Origin of the sequence: Coprococcus sp. HPP0074, assembly GCF_964238105.1 — a bacterium.
GTDB lineage: Bacteria > Bacillota > Clostridia > Lachnospirales > Lachnospiraceae > Faecalimonas > Faecalimonas umbilicata.
This window is the reverse complement of record NZ_CAXSKS010000009.1, coordinates 110,023-131,032: the sequence shown is the minus strand read 5'-3', so window position 1 is coordinate 131,032 and position 21,010 is coordinate 110,023. Positions and strand designations below refer to the sequence as shown.

At 41.6% G+C, this 21,010-nt stretch carries 17 protein-coding genes; all 17 read left to right on the top strand.

The features are described 5' to 3' along the window. Positions 1–13: 13 nt before the first annotated feature. The gene (holB, locus tag ACESPO_RS11970; RefSeq protein ID WP_008977656.1) at positions 14–1,003 is read left to right on the top strand and encodes a DNA polymerase III subunit delta'; all 990 of its coding nucleotides are present in this window, start codon (positions 14–16) and stop codon (positions 1,001–1,003) included. A gap of 4 nt (positions 1,004–1,007) precedes the next feature. Continuing rightward, positions 1,008–1,919: a PSP1 domain-containing protein gene (locus ACESPO_RS11965; RefSeq protein ID WP_008977655.1), complete on the top strand. Its 912-nt coding sequence runs from the start codon at positions 1,008–1,010 to the stop codon at positions 1,917–1,919. After that, positions 1,909–2,649 (top strand): tRNA1(Val) (adenine(37)-N6)-methyltransferase, encoded by a 741-nt coding sequence (locus ACESPO_RS11960; protein ID WP_008977654.1) that lies wholly within the window; start codon positions 1,909–1,911, stop codon positions 2,647–2,649. The genes ACESPO_RS11965 and ACESPO_RS11960 overlap by 11 nt, the downstream gene beginning before the upstream one ends. A 61-nt stretch (positions 2,650–2,710) precedes the next feature. After that, entirely contained in the window at positions 2,711–3,547 is an 837-nt protein-coding gene (gene rsmI, locus ACESPO_RS11955) for a 16S rRNA (cytidine(1402)-2'-O)-methyltransferase (RefSeq protein WP_016439939.1), read from the top strand. Between the two features lie 142 nt (positions 3,548–3,689). Continuing rightward, positions 3,690–4,802: an ABC transporter ATP-binding protein gene (locus tag ACESPO_RS11950; protein WP_009263814.1), complete on the top strand. Its 1,113-nt coding sequence runs from the start codon at positions 3,690–3,692 to the stop codon at positions 4,800–4,802. A gap of 281 nt (positions 4,803–5,083) precedes the next feature. Further along, positions 5,084–6,376 carry an MATE family efflux transporter gene (locus ACESPO_RS11945; RefSeq protein WP_499788887.1) on the top strand — a complete coding sequence of 431 codons (1,293 nt, stop codon included), beginning with the start codon at positions 5,084–5,086 and terminating at the stop codon, positions 6,374–6,376. Between the two features lie 45 nt (positions 6,377–6,421). Continuing rightward, on the top strand, positions 6,422–7,312 hold the full coding sequence (locus tag ACESPO_RS11940) for a carbohydrate ABC transporter permease (RefSeq protein WP_499788886.1): 891 nt from the start codon (positions 6,422–6,424) through the stop codon (positions 7,310–7,312). A gap of 11 nt (positions 7,313–7,323) precedes the next feature. Continuing rightward, on the top strand, positions 7,324–8,241 hold the full coding sequence (locus ACESPO_RS11935; RefSeq protein WP_016439936.1) for a carbohydrate ABC transporter permease: 918 nt from the start codon (positions 7,324–7,326) through the stop codon (positions 8,239–8,241). A gap of 8 nt (positions 8,242–8,249) precedes the next feature. After that, positions 8,250–9,551, top strand: coding sequence for an ABC transporter substrate-binding protein (locus ACESPO_RS11930; RefSeq protein ID WP_009263811.1), 1,302 nt, complete (start codon positions 8,250–8,252; stop codon positions 9,549–9,551). A gap of 19 nt (positions 9,552–9,570) precedes the next feature. Beyond that, positions 9,571–11,079: a CehA/McbA family metallohydrolase gene (locus tag ACESPO_RS11925; protein WP_499788885.1), complete on the top strand. Its 1,509-nt coding sequence runs from the start codon at positions 9,571–9,573 to the stop codon at positions 11,077–11,079. A gap of 15 nt (positions 11,080–11,094) precedes the next feature. Continuing rightward, positions 11,095–11,865, top strand: a complete 771-nt coding sequence (locus ACESPO_RS11920) for an HAD family hydrolase (RefSeq protein ID WP_336304497.1) — start codon at positions 11,095–11,097, stop codon at positions 11,863–11,865. Further along, complete coding sequence (locus ACESPO_RS11915; protein WP_336304498.1) at positions 11,847–12,956, top strand: ABC transporter ATP-binding protein; 1,110 nt, start codon at positions 11,847–11,849, stop codon at positions 12,954–12,956. Before ACESPO_RS11920 ends, ACESPO_RS11915 begins: the two co-directional genes overlap by 19 nt. A gap of 379 nt (positions 12,957–13,335) precedes the next feature. Then, positions 13,336–15,936, top strand: a complete 2,601-nt coding sequence (locus ACESPO_RS11910) for a cation-translocating P-type ATPase (protein ID WP_009263807.1) — start codon at positions 13,336–13,338, stop codon at positions 15,934–15,936. 11 nt (positions 15,937–15,947) lie between these two features. Next, entirely contained in the window at positions 15,948–17,141 is a 1,194-nt protein-coding gene (locus ACESPO_RS11905; protein ID WP_008977641.1) for an AI-2E family transporter, read from the top strand. Then, a complete protein-coding gene (locus tag ACESPO_RS11900; RefSeq protein WP_270457562.1) occupies positions 17,119–18,063 on the top strand; it encodes a leucine-rich repeat domain-containing protein in 945 nt (314 codons plus the stop codon). The genes ACESPO_RS11905 and ACESPO_RS11900 overlap by 23 nt, the downstream gene beginning before the upstream one ends. Before the next feature lie 47 nt (positions 18,064–18,110). Then, a complete protein-coding gene (locus ACESPO_RS11895) occupies positions 18,111–19,475 on the top strand; it encodes a vWA domain-containing protein (protein WP_336304499.1) in 1,365 nt (454 codons plus the stop codon). After that, a complete protein-coding gene (locus tag ACESPO_RS11890) occupies positions 19,465–20,979 on the top strand; it encodes an ATP-binding protein (RefSeq protein WP_336304500.1) in 1,515 nt (504 codons plus the stop codon). The genes ACESPO_RS11895 and ACESPO_RS11890 overlap by 11 nt, the downstream gene beginning before the upstream one ends. Positions 20,980–21,010: the final 31 nt, after the last annotated feature.

The window sequence follows — 21,010 nt, the reverse complement described above, 5'->3', positions numbered from 1 at the left end:
GGACGTGATGATCATGGGCGGATTTAAAGATGTAATTGGACATAATGAGATTATTGAGTATATTCAGAATGCGGTGAAGATGGACAAAGTTTCCCATGCATATATTATGAACGGACAGAAAGGCTCCGGAAAGAAGATGCTTGCAGACTTATTTGCAAGGACACTTCAGTGCGAGGGAGAGGGAGTAGAACCTTGTGGAGAATGTCGTTCCTGTAAGCAGGCGGATGGAAATAATCAGCCAGATATTATCAAGGTGACACATGAAAAGCCGAATTCGATCAGTGTCGATGATATCCGCACACAGGTGAACAACGACATTTTGATCAAGCCGTACAGTAGTAAATATAAGATTTATATTATTCCAGAGGCGGATAAAATGACTGTGCAGGCACAGAATGCTCTTTTAAAAACAATAGAAGAGCCGCCGTCTTATGCAGTAATCTTTCTTCTGACAGAAAATGCAGAAGTGCTTTTACCGACGATCCGTTCCCGTTGTGTCATGTTAAAACTGAGGAATATCAAAGACAAGCTGATTAAGAAATATTTGATGGAAGAGATGGAGATTCCGGACTATAAAGCGGATATCTGCACTGCATTTGCACAGGGAAATATGGGACGTGCGATCATGCTGGCGACTTCCGAACATTTCAATGAGATCAAGGAAGAAGCGGTGCAGCTTTTAAAATATATTAATGATATGGAACTGTATGAGATTGTGGAGGCAATTAAGAGGATCAATAATTATAAGTTAGATATCACAGATTATCTCGACATTATCATGATCTGGTACAGGGATATTCTTCTCTACAAGGCGACAAAAGATGTAGATGGCGTTGTATTTGCTGACCAGCTGAATTATATCAAAGAACGGGCAAGTAAAAGTTCCTATGAAGGAATTGAGAAGATCTTAGACAGCATCGAGAAGGCGAAAGCACGTCTGAAGGCGAATGTAAACTTTGATCTTGTCATGGAACTGTTACTGCTGACAATAAAGGAGAACTAGAACAATGGCAAGAGTAATCGGGGTAAGATTTCGCACGGCAGGGAAGATTTATTTTTTTTCACCGGGGAAATTTGATGTCAAAAGAGGAAATCAGGTGATCGTAGAGACTGCAAGAGGAATTGAGTTTGGGAATGTAGTGACAGGACCGAAGGATGTTCCAGATGACCAGATCATGCAGCCGCTAAAGACGGTGATCCGTATCGCGACAGAAGAAGACCGCCGAACGGAAGAAAAGAACAGAGAAAAAGAAAAAGAAGCATTTCAGATTTGTCTTGAGAAGATAAGAAAACATGGACTGGAGATGAAGCTGATCAATGCAGAATATACATTTGATAATAACAAAGTATTGTTTTATTTTACAGCCGATGGAAGAATTGACTTCCGGGAACTGGTAAAAGATCTTGCAGCAGTCTTCCGCACAAGAATTGAATTAAGACAGATCGGGGTCAGAGATGAGACAAAGATCCGCGGAGGTATTGGAGTCTGTGGAAGACCGCTCTGTTGTCACACCTACTTGTCAGAATTTGCACCGGTATCGATCAAGATGGCGAAAGAGCAGAATTTGTCTCTGAATCCGACAAAGATCTCCGGAGTATGCGGCAGGTTAATGTGCTGCCTGACAAATGAGCAGGAGACCTATGAAGAATTAAACAGTCACCTTCCTTCTGTAGGAGATACGGTCACGACTGTGGAAGGCCTGAAAGGGGAGGTTCATAGCCTGAGCGTGTTAAGACAGCTTGTGAAGGTGATCGTGAAGCTTGACAACGATGAGAAAGAGATCAGAGAATATAAAGTTTCTGAATTGAAATTTAAACCAAGAAGGAAGAAAAATGAAGTCAGACTCTCGAAAGAGCAGATGAGAGAGCTGGCTGCGCTTGAGAAAGGTACAGGAGAATCGAAGTTAGATGACAACTAATTTAAAGCAGGAAGAGAGATTAGATGATCTCCAGATTCATGGGTATGAAATCATCCAGCATCCGGGAAGATTCTGCTTTGGCATGGATGCAGTGCTCCTTTCTAATTTTGCTGCAGTCAAAAAGGGAGAGAGCGCGCTGGATCTTGGAACAGGAACGGGAATCATTCCAATCCTTCTGGAAGCAAAGACAGAAGGGGAACATTTTACTGGGCTGGAGATCCAGAAAGAAAGTGCGGATATGGCGCAAAGAAGTGTGGCACACAATCATCTGGAGCAGAAGATAACGATTCAGACAGGCGATATCAAGGAGGCGGGCACGATATTTTCTCCCGCTTCTTTTGATGTGATCACAACAAATCCGCCTTACATGTTAGGAGAACATGGACTTAAGAATGAGGCTGATGCAAAGACGATTGCCCGTCATGAAGTGTTGTGTACACTGGATGATATTTTAAGGGAGAGTGCAAAACTTCTGAAATTTAAGGGAAGATTTTATATGGTACACAGACCGTTCCGATTGCCGGAAATTCTTACGAAAATGTCTATGCATGGAATTGAACCGAAGCGGATGCGGCTTGTGCACCCATATATCGATAAAGAACCGAATATGGTGCTGATTGAAGGATCAAGAGGTGGGAGACCGCGGATGAAGGTAGAGCCACCGTTAATCGTGTACAGAGAGCCTGGAGTTTATACAGAAGAATTGCTTCAGGGATACAGCATGAAATAGTAGACATAACGTTAGTGGCAGCAGGCTCGCTGAGAAAAAGGAAGAAGAAAGGAAAAGTGCCATGGCAGGTATTTTATATTTATGTGCAACACCGATCGGAAATCTGGAAGACATGACTTTCCGGGCGGTAAGAGTACTTGGCGAAGTGGATTTGATTGCTGCAGAAGATACGAGAAACAGTATTAAACTGCTCAATCATTTTGAAATCAAGACGCCGATGACGAGCTATCACGAATATAATAAAATTGAAAAAGGAAAGAAACTCGTACAGAAACTTTTGGAAGGACAGAATATTGCACTCATTACAGATGCGGGTACACCGGGAATTTCAGATCCGGGAGAAGAGCTTGTAAAAATGTGTTACGAAGCCGGAATCACAGTCACATCACTTCCGGGGGCAGCGGCATGTATTACGGCATTAACAATTTCCGGGCTTGCCACGAGAAGATTCGCATTTGAAGCATTTCTTCCGAGTGATAAGAAAGAGCGCCAGGAAGTCGTAAAGGAACTGGAACAAGAGACGAGAACTATCATTTTATATGAAGCTCCACACAGACTTGTGAAGACCTTAAAGGAGCTGGAGGGAGTACTTGGCAATAGAAGAATCACGGTGTGCCGGGAGTTGACAAAGAAGCATGAGACTGCATTTGTGACAACTTTAAGAGAGGCGATCGTCTATTACGAGGAAACGGATCCAAAGGGAGAGTGCGTGCTCGTAGTGGAAGGAAAGAGCAGAGAAGAGATACGAAAGGAAGCACAAAGTCAGTGGGAGCAGATGTCACTGGAAGACCATGTACAATATTATATGGATCAGGGAATCGATAAGAAGGAAGCGATGAAAAAGGTAGCAAAGGATCGCGGGATTTCCAAGAGAGATGTATATAACAGCCTGATTTAGAGGTGTTTTGAGCAACTTGTATACTAATTCCCAAAAAGTTTGTGCAAGTGGAGCATGGAACAAGATTTGATTTTCACTTATACTAATCATATCGAAAAACGAAATAAGATATGAATTGGAAAGTTTAGGAGGAAATGTAACAATGGCAAGTTTATCATTAAAACACATTAACAAAACATATCCAAATGGTTTTGAAGCTGTAAAAGACTTCAACCTTGAGATTGAAGATAAAGAATTTATCATCTTTGTAGGTCCTTCAGGATGTGGTAAATCTACAACACTTCGTATGATCGCAGGTCTGGAAGAAATCACATCCGGTGAATTGAAAATCGGAGACAAAGTGGTAAATGATGTAGAGCCAAAAGACAGAGATATTGCGATGGTATTCCAGAACTATGCTTTGTACCCACATATGACAGTATATGATAACATGGCATTCGGTCTGAAATTAAGAAAAGTTCCAAAAGATGAGATCGACAGAATGGTAAAAGAAGCTGCTAAGATTCTTGACCTTGAAAGCTTATTAGATCGTAAACCGAAGGCATTATCTGGTGGACAAAGACAGCGTGTTGCTATGGGTCGTGCTATCGTTCGTAATCCAAAAGTATTCCTTATGGATGAGCCTTTATCAAACCTTGATGCAAAATTAAGAGGACAGATGCGTATCGAGATTTCTAAATTACACCAGAGATTAGGTACAACAATCATCTACGTTACTCATGACCAGACAGAGGCTATGACACTTGGTACAAGAATCGTAGTTATGAGTGCAGGTATCGTTCAGCAGGTAGATACACCACAGGTATTATATGATACACCATGTAACTTATTCGTTGCTGGATTCATCGGATCACCACAGATGAACTTCTTAGATGCAACATGTAAAGTAAATGGAAATAAAGTAGCTCTTGAAGTTGGAGGAGCAGCAATCGAACTTCCACCAGCAAAAGCGAAAAAATTAATCGAAGGCGGATATGACGGAAAAACAGTTGTACTTGGTATTCGTCCGGAAGATGTTCACGATGAGCCAATGTTCATTGCATCTTCTCCAAACACAGTTATCGAATCTAAGATTCGTGTATATGAAATGTTAGGTGCTGAAGTTTACTTATACTTTGACTATGCTGGATCAAGCATGACAGCAAGAGTTGACCCAAGAACAACAGCAAGAACAGGTGATACAGTGAAGTTTGCATTCGATGCAGAAAAGATTCATGTATTTGATAAAGAAACAGAGTGCACAATCACAAACTAATTTGTGTATAGAAAGAATCCAACGAATGGATGAGAAACTCTGAGAAAGTTGGAAGTGAGCGGAACTGCCACAGTATAGTAAGATGCTATGCTGTGGCAGTTTTTTTGTTCACAGAAGATTCGTTGTTCGATGCAGGCATGTAGATCACTGTTTTGTCAGATGAAAAATTAGATTTTACAGAGATTTAAAAAAGATTTTTTTGATAAAATTAAGATATCAGTTATAATGAAGAAGTTGTGCAAACAACCAATTTATAGGAAAAAGGTAAGGAAGCAAAACAAATGAATCGAAAATATTTATTAAAAAGGATCGCACAGGACTGTATTCCAACGGTGTTTTCACTTTTGATGTCCGGTCTTTATGGGGTGATGGATGGCTTGTTTGTCGGGCGTGCAGTTGGGGATGCAGGACTTGCGGCCATCAATATCGCATGGCCGATTGCAGCGGTGATCACTGCAGTGGGAATCGGAATTGGCAGTGGGGGAAGTGTGCTGTATTCCAATAGCAATGGGAAGGGAGAACAAGAGAGAGGAGAAGTGGTGTATCATCAGACCATCACACTTCTGTTTGCAGCAGCAATGGTATTACTTATTGTGCTTGGATTTACATATCCCGCTATTCTAAGTGCGCTAGGAGCAAAAGGGGATGTATACCAGAAAGCCGTAGAGTATATTCAGATTATTATTTTCAGCGCAGTCTTTCAGGTGATGGGAACCGGATTTATTCCAATGCTCCGGAATCGGAATCTTGCGTTTCAGGCGATGGTCAGCATGGCTGCCGGGATGGGAGTCAATGGGGTATTGAATTATCTGTTATTGTTTGTTGTAAAAATAGGAATCCGGGGAGCGGCAGTTGGGACAATTGCTGCACAGTTTGTTGTGTTGGTGATCAGTTCCTATCTTATTTATGGTAGGCAGAAAGTACATCTCAAGGTAGTGTGGCAACATAAGATGATCGGGGAAATTCTAAAAATAGGAATTTCCGCATTTGGATTGTCGCTTGCCCCGTCGATCGTGCTGCTTTTCACAAATTTACAGTGTCTGAAATATGGAGGAGATGCAGCAGTTGCGTGCTATGCGGTAATTTCCTACATTGTCTTCCCAGTGCAGTCTATGCTCATGGGAATTGGAGATGGCACACAACCATTGATGAGTTTTTACAGTGGAGCGAAAAAAATGGAAGAACTTCGTTTCGTGAAAAAAATCGCATCGATTGCAGTTGTAGGAATGGGTGCTGTTTTCTTTGTCATCGTGATTTTAGTATCAAAATATATTCCGGATGTTTTTGGAATGCAGATGGACTCCCAGGCTTATTTTGGAACCGGGATGGCAGTCAGTGCGGTTTCATTTTTGTTCACCGGACTGGCAAAGTTCCATATTTCTTATTTGAATGCGACACTTCAGGTGAAAAAAGCAATGCAGCTTATTTATGGTGAGACAATTGTCGTGGCACCATTTTTGATTTTTCTATTACCATATGTTTTCAAAATCAATGGTATCTGGTTATCACTTCCGGGGACACAGCTCATAATGCTCTTAATATTTAATGTATTCTTTACAAAAACAGGAAAGTAGATTTTATAAATGCCTTGTATAATGCGTTTCGGAAAGGAGAAAGTTATGAACCGAAAGAGCATTATGCAAAGGCTGAAACAGATGGGAGGAGTTTGGTTGTTTGTCATACCAGCCCTGATCCCGCTGATCGTTTTCTGGATTTATCCAATATTCAGGTCTTTATTTATCAGCTTTACCGATTGGGATTATATGAGTCCCACATACAATTTTGTGTTTTTTGACAACTTTAAATCTTTGTTCACCGATGAACGGTTCTATGAAGCACTGGGAAATACAATTCTATTTAGCGTGGGGACGATCATTCCGACAATTGTCGGGGGCTTGCTGCTTGCCTTGCTGCTTCAGAAAAATTTTAGAGGGAGCGGAATTTATAAATTTATTCTATTCTCTCCGTGGGTAACACCGACCGTAGCAGTTTCCATTGTGTGGACATGGATTTTTGAACCTCAAGTAGGAATGGCAAATACAGTCTTAAAATTTTTCCATTTACCGGGCTTGCAGTGGATTCAAAGCTCAGATACAGCGATGCTGTCCGTAATACTGGTAACAGTTTGGAAGAGTCTTGGTTATGCAATGATCTTTTATTTATCAGCTCTGGAGAAAGTGCCAAAAGATCTGTATGAGGCGTGTGGACTGGATGGGGCAAAGAAATGGAAGAGGTTTCGTGATATTACAATTCCGTGCATTTCCCCAACTACGTTTTTCCTCATGATCATTACGATGGTCAATTCTCTTCAGGCATATGACCAGATTCAGATTCTGACACAGGGTGGACCGTCAGGAAGTACAAGAACTTTGCTGTACATGTATTATCAATTAGGGTTTGAGGAATTTAACATGGGAGAGGCGACTGCAGTTGCAATCGTGATTATTTTGATCACAGTACTGCTTTCCTGTGTGCAATTTACGGCATCGAAAAAATGGGTACATTATTAGAAAGGAACAGCATGGAAGGACAGAAACTATTAAATGGATATCAGACGGGACAACAGACCCGCAGACAAGGGGCAGTAATGTTCGGGCCGGGCAGGAAGATTATAAATAGTTTACTGCATCTGTTAAAAATGGCGGTACTGCTTTTGGCAAGTCTTGTGACGGCATTTCCATTTGTATGGATGATTATCAGTGCATTAAAAACGAAGGCGGAAATTATGGATGTCAGTGTTTTTCTGCCGGAGACTGCACAATGGCAGAATTTCTCGGAAGTTTTGTTTGAATCTCCAATGGTAAGATATATTGGCAACAGTTTATTTGTATCTGTATGTACAGTTGCAATTCAAGTTGTCACAGGAGCAATGATCGCATATGCGATTGTGTTTATGAAATTTCGAGGCAGAAAAATGTTGTTTGCTGTAATCATGGCGACGTATATGCTTCCAACAGCAGCAACGTATGTTCCAAGTTATATCATTTTATCTAATTGGAACTTACTTAACACTTATACAGGACTGATCATATCAAATGCAGTCAGTATTTTTGGGATTTTCCTTTTGCGTCAGGCATTTATGCAAGTTCCGGCAGGGCTGGTGGAAGCAGCCAAAATCGATGGAGCAAATGCATGGAAAATCTTATGGAAAATCGTAACACCAATGACAAAATCGTCATTTATTACATTTGGGCTGATGAGTTTTATCAGTAGTTACAATAATTATATGTGGCCTTCGCTGATCACGGATTCACCGGAGATGAGTCTTGTCTCACAGGGACTTCGCAGATATTTTATCGAAGGCGGAGCTTATGGAACTGAATGGCCGAAAGTAATGGCAGGAAGCACGATTATCGTTGTGCCGCTTTTAATCTTATTTATGTTTACACAGAAGTGGTTTATCAATGGAATCGGCGGCGACACAGGAATGAAAGGATAGGAAAATATATGAAATTAAAGAAAATCATGGCAATCGGGTTAATTTGTACAATGACAGCATCTGCATTTGCAGGATGTGGAGGAGCAAAAAAAGAGGAGACAGCAAAGACTGAGGATGGAAAAGTAAAGATTGATTTTTGGTATTCCGGAGGAAAGACTGCAGTTGGAGTTCTTGGAGATATGGTGGAAGAGTTTAATGCTTCACAGGATCAATATGAGATCAACAGCGTGACACAGGCAGACTATGATGAGACATATGAAAAACTGCAGGCAGGAATTGCAGGAAAAAAAGCTCCGGATATGGCACTTCTTGATGTAGATAAGGCGAGAAATCTTTCTAGAAAAGACTTGGTGGCAGATATTCAGCCATTTGTAGACGACGATAAGGCGTTTGAAAAAGAAGATTATATTGAGGTATTTTACAATCAGGGAATCGATGATGGAAAGTTGTTTGCATTCCCTGCATATGGAACTACCCAAGTCATGTATTACAATAAAGCTGCTTTTGAAGAAGCAGGTATCCAGGCAGAAGACATTAAGACATGGCAGGATTTGGAGGCAGCGGCAAAGAAAATGTCAAAAGGAGAGGAATTCTATGGATGGGAGCCGATGTGGGGATCTGGAAATATGATCGATGCGGCGCTCAGCAATGGAGCACAAATCTTCAGCGAGGACAAAACAGAAGTGCTGATCAACTCCGAAGAGTGGGTAGAAGTATGGGAAAGCTTCCGTAAGTGGATCCATGAAGATAAAACGATGAGAATCCATTCTGGCGGACAAGGATGGGAATACTGGTATAAAACAATTGATGATGTCCTGCAAAATAAGGCAGGAGGTTATACAGGATCTTCCGGAGATCAGGCAGACCTTGATTTTGATATTGTAGCTGCAATGGAGCAGCCGGGATGGGGAGACAATCCATCAGCGCCGGTTGCAGGAGCATTACAGCTTGTAATGTTGGAGGGATCTTCAGAGGAAGAAAAGCAAGGGGTATATGAATTTATGAAATTCTTTACTACGCCGGAAAATCAGGCAAAGTGGTCTATGGGAACAGGTTATGTTGCTGTGCGCAATTCCACACAGGAAGTAGAGGCATTTGAAGCATATACAAATGAACATCCACAGGCACTTGTTCCATTGCAGCAGGCAGCACATGCATCGATCATGCCGGAAGATCCAACCGGAGGAAAAGTAATGGATGCATTGCGTATTGCAGCAGATAAAGTAGAAATTGAAGGTATTTCCGCAAAAGAAGCATTGGATGAAGCGCAGAAGACCGCACAGAAAGCATTGGATAGTGTCAATAAATAAAACAAGCGAGGAGAAAAGTGTGAGAGAAAAAATTTCATTTGAGATAAACAAAAATACAGATGGGATTTTAGAGGCAGAGGTTCTGATTTCAGAACCTCTGGAAGTCCTTTCTATCATGGTAGATGTGGAACAAGTAGAAATGCTGATGGGATATCTGTTTCTTCAGGATGAAAGCGGAAAGACCCGATTCCAAAAATTACTAGGGTACAGTGAGAGAGTCATTCAGATTGGGCCATCTTCGGAATGTACGGCCATCGGAGGTGTTCCGGGAAAAATTGGTCAGGGAAGTTGGAAACTGACACTTTGCATTTTTACCGAGGAGGTCCGGAAATATTTGGGGGCACAGACGATACCTGTTACCTTTGAGATCACCGGAGAAAAAAAGGAAATTAAGGAAAGCATTGGAGAAGAATGCTGGGTTTCCGAAGAACAAAAATGCCCTCTGTATTATGATCAATTTTCGTGGAATCAGAAATTTAATGGCGAAGAAAGGTGGTATAAAGGGGATTTCCATACGCATACGAGATTGTCAGATGGAAAGGAAACTGTTGCAAATGCAATGGAGAAGGCAAAGCAGATGCAAATGGATTTCTATGTACCGACGGAGCACAATGTGATTCATACGGGATGGAAGCATACAGAAGTGATGATTGTTCCGGGAGTTGAGGTGACTGCTGAAAAAGGGCACTGTAATCTTTTTGGAATTGACCGACTTCCGTCCAGAATCAAAGAAATCATCTGCAGACCGGCATCCGAACAGGCAGAAACATGGGTTACGGAGATTTTGCAGGAAGCAGCAGAAAGAGGATGGCTTGTGAGCATCAATCATCCGTTTTTACATGTTTGGAAATGGAAATTTCATTCGATTCCACTTCGTATGGTTCAGTTTCTGGAAATTGTAAACGATCCTACATATGAATATGCAAAGGAATCCAATGAGAAAGCAATCCGGTTTTTAGATTTGCTGTGGCAGGAAGGGTATCGAATCTACGGAATTGGGGGAAGTGATTCTCACAATCTGATCGAGGAGAGATATGATGGGGCTTTAGAGCCATCTGTGGCAGGAGATCCGGGAACGTATGTATTCAGTAAAGGGCTGACACCGACAAAACTGTTGCAAAATTTGAGAAAAGGACATGTTTATGTGAGCAGATATTGCACACTGGAGGTAGAAATTACAGCCGATGGAGAAACCTATCTTCCGGGAGAACATATTCCTGTTGGAACAAAGGAAGCGGTGCGTATACAATATCAGGTGGTCATTCGTGGACTGGAAGAGTGCCCGGTTGTATATGCTGTGATCAACCGTGTCAGAATGGGGATGGAACTTACGGAGATAGAGAAGGGTGTCTATGAGGCGAAGACAGAGATTCTCTTTTCAGCAGGAGAATATGAATGGATGCGTCTGGATGTCCGAAAAGAAGATGGTACATTCTTAGGATATGTCAATCCAATTTACCATGGGACAAAAACACCACAGTGCAAGACGTTTGGAGAGATGGTTCAGAAAGCATCCGGGATGATTTAGAGAGAAGAGGAAACGATGGATATAAAAGGAATTTTATTTGACAAAGATGGGACTTTGATAGAGTTTCATTCATTTTGGGTGCAGGCGGCAAAAAGAGTTGTACCAGAATTTTTAACTGAGAATCAGATATCGCCGGATCAGAAACATGCGGATGTAGTAATGGAGGCAATGGGAGTTTTCGGGGATGATATAGATCCCAATGGTGCACTTGCTTATAAATCCAATAAAGAAATTGCAGAGGAAATTACAGAGGCACTTGCAAGTAAGGGTATTTACATAGACAGCAGGAAGGCACAGGAGCAGATTGTCAGGTTGTTTGAAAAAATTGTAACAGACAGCCGGATGCAGTTTCAGACATTTACAGATCTTCCAGAATTATTTCAGCAGCTAAGGAAAAGACAAATTCGTATCGGTATTGCCACAACAGATACGATTGCTTCTACAAGACATTGTCTGAGAAAATTGCAGATTGAAGACTTGATCGATTATGTTGGAGCCGATGATGGGTTAGCAAGACCAAAGCCGGATCCAGATATGTTTGAAACATTCTGTAAAGCATATGGGCTTGAACCAGAAGAAGTTGCAGTAGTCGGAGATACTTATAATGATATGAGATTTGCGAAAAATTGTAAGGGGAAGGCAGTTGGAGTGTTGAGCGGTGTCAGTAGGAAGGAAGATTTTCAGGATTTGGCAGATGTTGTATTGCCTTCCGTAGCAGATATTTTTTCTATTTTGGATCAAGGAGAAGAGAAAGAGGAGTGTAGTGAATGGCAGAGATCACTTTAAATCATGTATATAAAAAATATGAAGGCGGTGTGACGGCTGTTCAGGACTTTACACTGGAGATTCCGGATAAAGAATTTGTAATCTTTGTAGGACCTTCCGGATGTGGAAAATCGACAACGTTACGGATGATCGCCGGATTGGAATCTATTTCGGAGGGGGAACTTCTGATTGATGGTGAGCGAATGAACGAGGTGGAGTCCTGCAATCGGAATATTGCAATGGTATTTCAAAGCTATGCATTGTATCCTCACATGACCGTATTCGAAAATATTGCTTACAGTATGAAGTTAAAGAAAGTTTCGAAAAAAGAGATCAAAGAACGGGTACACGAGGTAGCACAGATTTTGAAGATTGAAGAGATTCTGGATAGAAAACCGGGACAGCTTTCAGGAGGACAGAAGCAGAGAGTGGCAATGGGACGTGCGATCGTCAGACATCCGAAAGTGTTTCTGATGGATGAGCCGTTGTCCAATCTCGATGCAAAACTCCGTACACAGATGCGGATTGAGATCATGAGACTTTACAAGGAACTTCAGACTACGTTCATTTATGTGACCCATGACCAGACAGAGGCGATGACACTCGGAACACGCATTGTCGTGATGAAAGATGGGATCATCCAACAGGTAGATACACCGCAACGGCTGTATGATTTCCCTGCAAATAGATTTGTTGCCGGATTTATCGGATCACCACAGATGAATTTTATTTCGGGAATATGCCGTGTGAAGAAAACGGGTGTCTTTTTGGAAACTGCAGATTGTGAAGTGCAGATTATAGATGGAAGAAAAGAGCGGCTAAGAAATGAAGGGTATGATGGCAAGCAAGTGACGATGGGAGTGAGGCCAGAGCATGTGAAAGTATGGAGTCCAGAAGAATCCGAAGTGAGTGATCTGGTGTTGCAGTCACAGGTGAGTGTCTATGAAATGCTGGGAGCAGAGACTTATCTTTATTTTACTTACGAAGGGCAGCAAGTGTCTGCGAGAGTGAAAGCAGATACGAAGATCCGAAAAGAGGATAAGGTATTTTTTGGATTTGATACAAAAGATATGATTCTGTTTGATTTTGAAACGGAAGAAGCAATTTATTAGAAGAGACAATAATCTGAAAGAAATAACTTTTTTATGAAAGTGAAATAAATAGTTGACAATGTGAATCAGATTGTCGTATAGTAACCATAATGAATAAAAGGGAGTAGCTAGCGTTACCCAACGTTTACGATGACGTCAGGACGATGAAAATTCATCCGTATCGTAATTAAATGGCGAGACTTTTATTGCATATAACAAACATATGCAATAAAAGTCTCGTCATTTTCTATTTTACAGTTATAAGATCTTTTTCTTTGATGTTGAAATGTTTTTACAGATTCTGGCATAATAAAGACAAGGTCATATAGCAGCAGGAGGCGTTGGAAGAACCTATGGTGACAGATAGAAACTTCTTCATTGCAGGATAGGAGGGTGAAACATGGACAAATTTTATCAATTGTCGAAAGAAGAGACAAGAAAAAAGGTAAACGGCCAGCAGGAGCCGCTTACAGACCAGCAGGTCAGGGAACACCAGGAAAAATATGGAAAGAATGAGCTGGTGGAAGGAAAGAAAAAGAGCACGTTTCAGATTTTCCTGGAACAGTATAAAGATTTCCTTGTAATCATTCTGATCGCAGCAGCGATTGTATCTGGATTCCTCGGGGATGCAGAGAGTGCGATCGTTATTTTAGTCGTAATCACGATGAATGCGATTCTCGGAACTGTGCAGACGGTCAAGGCAGAACAGTCATTAAACAGTTTAAAAAAATTATCAGGTCCGACAGCGAAGGTACTTCGTAATGGAAATGTGATCCAGATTCCTTCGGTAGAATTAACCGTTGGTGATGAAGTTATGCTGGAAGCCGGAGACTATGTGCCGGCAGACGGACGTATTCTTCAGAATGCAAGCTTGAAAATTGACGAGAGCGCCCTTACAGGTGAAAGTCTTGGTGTAGAAAAGTCAGATGAAGTGATTTCTGGAGAAGTTCCACTTGGAGACCAGACAAACATGGTATTCTCAGGAAGCTTTGTCACTTACGGAAGAGGTTCTTTCCTTGTAACCGGAATCGGTATGGAGACGGAGGTTGGTAAGATCGCAACATTGTTGAAAACAACTTCTGAGAAACGTACTCCACTTCAGATTAACTTAGATCAGTTTGGACAGAAATTATCTATCATTATTTTAATTTTCTGTGGTATTTTATTTGGAATCAATGTATTCCGCGGAGATTCTATCGGAGATGCATTCCTCTTTGCAGTTGCCCTTGCAGTAGCGGCAATCCCAGAGGCATTAAGCTCTATCGTGACGATCGTTCTTTCTTTTGGTACACAGAAGATGGCAAAAGAACATGCGATCATCCGTAAGCTTCAGGCTGTAGAAGGACTTGGAAGTGTATCTATCATCTGTTCGGATAAGACAGGTACTCTGACACAGAATAAGATGACAGTAGAAGATTATTATGTAAACGAAAAGAGAATTCCGGCAGCCGAGATCGATATTCAGAAGAAAGAGCAAAGACAGCTTTTGGATTACAGTATTCTCTGTAATGACTCTACAAACGTAGATGGTATGGAAATCGGTGACCCGACAGAGACAGCTCTGATCAATATCGGAACAAGACTTGGAGTAGGGACAATGGATGTCAGAGAAGCCTATCCGAGAAAGACAGAGATTCCGTTTGACAGTGACAGAAAATTAATGTCCACTGTCAATGAGATGGACGGAGAGCGTGTCATGATCACAAAGGGTGCAGTAGATGTACTCTTAAACCGTATGGCTTATATTCAAAAGGGAGATAGTGTCTGCCCGATCACAGATGCTGACAAAGCAGCGATCGAAGCACAGAACCAGGAATTTTCAAGAGGCGGACTTCGTGTGCTTGCATTTGCATATAAGAAGATGGAAGATGAAAGAGATCTTTGCCTGGAAGATGAAAACGATCTGATCTTCCTTGGTCTGATCTCTATGATGGATCCGCCGCGAGTAGAATCTGCAGATGCGGTTGCAGAATGTATCCGCGCAGGAATCAAGCCAATTATGATCACAGGTGACCACAAGGTGACAGCAGCAGCGATCGCTAAGAGAATTGGTATTTTAAAAGACGAATCAGAGGCATGTGAAGGTGCGGAGATTGATAATTTATCGGATGAAGAGTTAAAAGATTTTGTAGAGCATGTGTCAGTATATGCACGAGTTTCACCGGAACATAAAATCCGTATTGTGCGCGCATGGCAGGAAAAAGGAAATATCGTATCTATGACAGGTGACGGTGTCAACGATGCCCCTGCATTAAAGCAGGCGGATATTGGTGTTGCAATGGGAATCACAGGAAGTGAAGTTTCCAAAGATGCAGCATCTATGGTACTGACAGACGATAACTTTGCAACAATTATTAAGGCAGTAGAAAACGGACGTAATGTCTATAAAAATATCAAAGGTTCCATCCAGTTCCTGTTATCCGGTAACTTCGGTGCAATCCTTGCGGTATTGTATGCATCTATCGCAGGTCTTCCGGTTCCATTTGCACCGGTACACTTATTGTTTATCAACTTGCTGACAGATAGCCTTCCGGCAATTGCACTTGGTCTGGAACCACATACAAAAGATGTCATGAATGAAAAACCTCGTCCGATGAACGAATCTATTCTGACAAAAGATTTCCTGATTAAGATTGCAACAGAAGGTCTTTCTATCGGTGTAACAACAATGATCGCATTTTTAATTGGATTCAAGGGTGGCGATGCAGTGCTTGCAAGTACAATGGCATTTGGTACTCTTTGTACAGCAAGACTTGTTCATGGATTTAACTGTAAATCAGACAGACCGGTTCTCTTTAAGAAAAAAATGTGGAACAATATTTATCTGATCGGGGCATTCCTTCTCGGATTAGTATTGATTACAAGTGTACTGATGATTCCGGCACTGCACTCTGTATTTAAAGTATCTACATTGACCATCCAGCAGTTACTGATCGTATATGGTCTTGCAGCTGCAAACCTTCCGATCATTCAGTTATTAAAATGCTTCCGTAAGAAATAGAAGGGGGTTCAATGAACTTAAATAACGAATCAATCAAAAAAATCCGCGGACTGATCCTTTTCACAGCGTTGATCGTGATCGGTCTGTGGAAGTATGAAATTGTTCTGGATGCGGTTCATTTTTTGTTTAGCATTGCTTTTCCATTTATTTTGGGAGGTGCGATCGCATTCATACTAAATGTTCCGATGAATTTTATGGAGAAAGTATTTTTCTCCAATCAATGGGCAAAGAATAACAAGATTGTGCAGAAAATCAAGAAACCGTGTAGTTTAGTCTTGTCGATTATGCTTGTACTTGGTATTATCTTTGTTGTAATCTTCGTTGTATTTCCGCAGCTAGGAAAAACAATTTTAATGCTGGGAGAAAGCATTCAGGTATTTATACCGAAGCTTGAGCTGTGGGCAGAAGATTTATTTCAAAATAATACGGGAATCATCGAGTGGATTGAGACGATGGAGTTTGACTGGGATAAGATGATCCAAGGCGGAATTGATTTTCTCAGAAATGGAGCAGGAAGTGTCTTAAATACAACTTTTGCAGCGGCAAAAAGTATTGTCAGTGGATTGACAACATTCTTTATTTCAGCGGTATTTGCATGTTATATCCTACTTCAGAAAAAGAAGCTGACAGTTCAGATCCAGAAGGTGCTGTATGCATTTTTGCCGGAGAAAAAGGTTAGTACTGTTCTTGATATTTGTTCACTGACTTACCGGACATTTTCCAATTTCCTTACCGGGCAGTGTATGGAAGCGGTTATTTTAGGAACAATGTTTTTTATCAGCATGAGTATTCTGAGAATGCCATATGCACTGTTGATCGGTGTGTTAATCGCATTTACAGCTTTGATCCCGATTTTTGGGGCGTTTATCGGATGTGTGATCGGTACATTTCTAATTCTGATGGTCAACCCAATGCAGGCGATCGGTTTTATAGTCTTATTCTTAGTCTTACAGCAGGTGGAGGGAAATCTGATCTATCCGCACGTTGTTGGAGGATCTGTAGGCCTTCCTTCCATGTGGGTGCTTGTTGCAGTCAGTCTTGGAGGAAGTCTGATGGGACTTGTAGGAATGCTGATCTTTATCCCGATGGTTTCTGTGATCTATACATTGTTCAGAGGATATGTGTATGAGAGATTGAGAAAGAAAAATATCACAGTGTTCGAGAAGAAAGAGGAAAAGGAACATGGAACAGAGACAGAAGAATAAGGAATTTGAAATAAAAGTCAACGGAGACAGCGCAATTATTTTGCGCTGTTTTTCGTATGGAGAGAGTGCGGTGATTCCGCGGGAAATTGATGGATACAGGGTGACGGAGATTGCACCGTATGCATTTTCGTCACATATGGACCATCCGCCGGAGGAGGAAACCGGGCAGGATGCGTTGTGTGGAGAACGGTTGGAGGAAATTGTTTTGCCGGATACGATCGAGAAAATCGGTCGGTATGCGTTTTATAATTGTAGAAATTTAAAACGATTGAAGTTTTCTACAGATATTCGAGATATTGGGGCAGGGGCATTTACCGGATGTCATCAGATTGAAAAAATGGATGTGACGGTGGTTCCCGAAAAAAGGTCGTGCTTCCGGGAACTGCTCATTGAGATCGGAGAGGAACAAGAAGTCATGTATCACTGCCCGGATGGAGATGCAAAGCTGATCTTTCCGGAATATTTTGAGGAGGCAGTGGAAAATACTCCGGCGAGGATCCTCGTCACAAAGACGCACGGAAGTGGGATGTGGTATCGAAATTGTATCGTGAAGAATGAATTGCAATTTGACCAGTATGATAAGCGGTTTGCGTGGGCGGTGGAAAATGAGCAGGAAGAAGTTGTGGTGGCACTTGCATTTGCACGACTTTTGTATCCGTACCGGCTTGCGGAGGATGCAAAGGAACAGTATGAGGGGTACTTAAAATCTCATGTGGAAAATGTGTCAGAGTATCTTTTGAAGAAAAAAGATATGAAACTTCTCACATATTATGTGGAACATTGTATTGACAATGTGGATAACCTTCGTGTATTAATAGACATGGTGGGGATAACCGGGGAGGCATCGATGATGAGCTATCTGATGGAGCAGTATCATCAGAGATTTGCTGTAACAGAGAAAAAGAAGAAGTTTGAATTATAGAAGGAAGAAAGATAAGAAAAGCAATGATAAAAAGAGAGGAGGAAGCGATGAATATTATACAGAAACAGCAGCAAAGAGAACTGGAAAAGATTGAGATCTGCATGGATATCTGGAAGCAGGCGAGAAATGAACTGTATTTGTCGATGCGATTTCTTGATGTGTCTTTGAGTCGATTTTTCTTTTTGCCGGAGACGAATATAACAGGGATGGGGACAGATGGATTTGGCATTTATTTTTATCCGGATGCATTGATCTACCTGTATAAAAAGGATCGGATCTATATTAATCGAGCCTATCTTCATATAGTATTTCATTGTCTGTTTGGACATTTGACGATTCCGAAAACTGTAGATACCGCTTTGTGGGATCTTGCGGCAGATATTGCGGTGGAGTCGATCATTGACGGACTTTCTGTACGCGCAGTCAGAAGATATGTTTCGCCATATCGGAAAAAAGTGTATCAGAGTCTGCGGGAAAAGATGAAGGTGCTGACAGTCGCAGGAATTTATCAAGTGTTGGAAGAAAAAGAGGCGGGAAGAGAAGAAGATACATGGATTGGAGAAGCTGATTTTGAAAAACTGCGAGGAGAGTTTTTTGTGGATGATCATCAGCTTTGGAATCAGGAAATTCCGCCGCAGAAAATGATGGAACGGCAGAAAGAGTGGAAAGAGGAAAACGAGAAGCTTCAGACGAAAATGGAGACGTTTGCAAAAGAAGCATCAGAAGATGCAGAGGCACTTGCAGAGCAGGTGCGCGTAGAAAATCGGACACGATATGATTATAAAAAATTTTTGAGAAAATTTTCAGTACTAAAAGAGGAAATACAGGTAGATCCAGATACCTTTGATTATATATTTTATCACTATGGAATGGAGATGTTCGGAAATGTACCATTGATCGAACCACAGGAGACGAAGGAAGTGCATAAAGTCGAGGACTTTGTCATTGCCGTTGATACATCGATGTCGTGCAAAGAAGAGCTGATCCGAAAATTTTTAGAGCAGACATACAGTGTGTTAAGTGAGTCGGAGAGCTTTTTCAGAAAAATCTGTGTGCATATCATCCAGTGTGATGATAAAGTACAGTCAGATGTAGTGATCCATAATCAGGAAGAGATGGAACGCTATATGGAGCAGTTTGAGATACATGGATTTGGCGGCACTGATTTTCGCCCTGTGTTCGGTTATGTCAATAAGTTGATTGCAAAGAAAGCGTTTCGAAGACTCCGTGGTCTGATTTATTTTACAGATGGATATGGAACATTCCCGGCGAAAAAGCCGTTGTATGAAACTGCGTTCGTATTTTTAAAAGAGGATTACAGTGATGTGGACGTGCCGGCGTGGGCGATGAAACTGATACTGGAGCCAGAACAATTAAGAAGAACAGAAGGTGAGATGGAATATGGATATTAAGAGAGCAAAGGAAGAAATCAAAGATTCAATCGAAGCATATTTGCTGAAAGATGCATATGGAGAATATGAGATCCCGGTGATGAGACAGCGACCGATATTTCTTTTAGGAGCACCGGGAATCGGAAAAACACAGATTATGGAACAGGTTGCGAGAGAATGTGGGATCGGGCTGGTGGCGTATACAATCACGCACCATACAAGACAGAGTGCGATTGGATTACCGCTGATCTCAAAAAATGAGTATGGGGGAAAAGCGTATTCGGTTACAGAATATACAATGAGTGAGATCATTGCATCGGTGTATAAAAAGATAGAAGAAACAGGGCTTTCAGAAGGAATTTTATTTATCGATGAGATCAACTGTGTGTCGGAGACACTTGCTCCGGCAATGCTTCAGTTTCTGCAGTATAAGACGTTTGGAAATCATGAAGTACCAAAAGGCTGGGTGATTGTGGCAGCGGGGAATCCGCCGGAGTATAACAAGTCCGTCAGAGAATTTGATGTGGTGACGATGGACCGCGTGAAGAAAATCGAGGTGGAAGCAGATTTTTCGGTTTGGAAAGAGTATGCTTACCATCAGGGGATTCACCCGGCAGTGATTTCTTATCTGACAAACAGACAAAATTATTTTTACAAGATGGAACATACAGTAGATGGCTCCTTCTTCGCAACACCAAGAGGATGGGAAGATCTGTCAAGGCTGATCCAAGTGTATGAAAAACTGGGGAAAAAAGTAGACAGAGATGTGGTCGGTTCCTATATTCAGTTTCCGGAGATTGCAAAGGATTTTGCAAATTATCTGGAGCTGTATTACCGCTATGAGGCAGATTATCAGGTTGAACAGGTGATGGAAGGAAAGATTCCGGAAATCTTGTTGAAAAAGATTTCCCATGCATCTTTTGATGAAAAGCTAAGTGTGATCAGCCTGCTCCTTGCGCGTGTCACAGAAGTTTTCCGCAAAGTATTTGGGCAGGAAGCTTATGTTTCTATGCTGTTTGAGAAGTTAAAACAATACAAAGATGTGCTTGGTCAGAAAAAGGAAGCAGTGGAGGCATTCCGGGAAATTTTAGAAGAAACTTGTGAGGAACAGAAGGAAAAAGAACGTGCAAAACTGCTCACAAAAACGGAAAAGATTGTTTATCGAAAAGGGATCGAGAAATTGGAACTGTATCTGAAGGTATTGGAGGAGGAGCAGATTTCTGATGGAGAGGATGCATTTGAGAAAATCCGCGGACTTTTTGCAGAAGAGCGCGGTGCTTATGAAAAGCTGGAGGAATCTGCGGGACAGAAACTGGAGTATGCATTTGACTTTATGGATATTGCCTTTGGAGCCAGTCAGGAAATGACAATCTTTATCACGGAACTAAATATGAATGCTTACAGTGTAAAGTTCCTTCAGGAATACCAGTGCGATAGATATTATCAATACAACAAGCAGCTTGTGTTTGATGAGATTGACAGAAATATCCGGAACCGGATCGAGCGGGTGGAGATGCAGCTTTAGAGAATATAAGAGTTCCCCCGGACATAGAGTA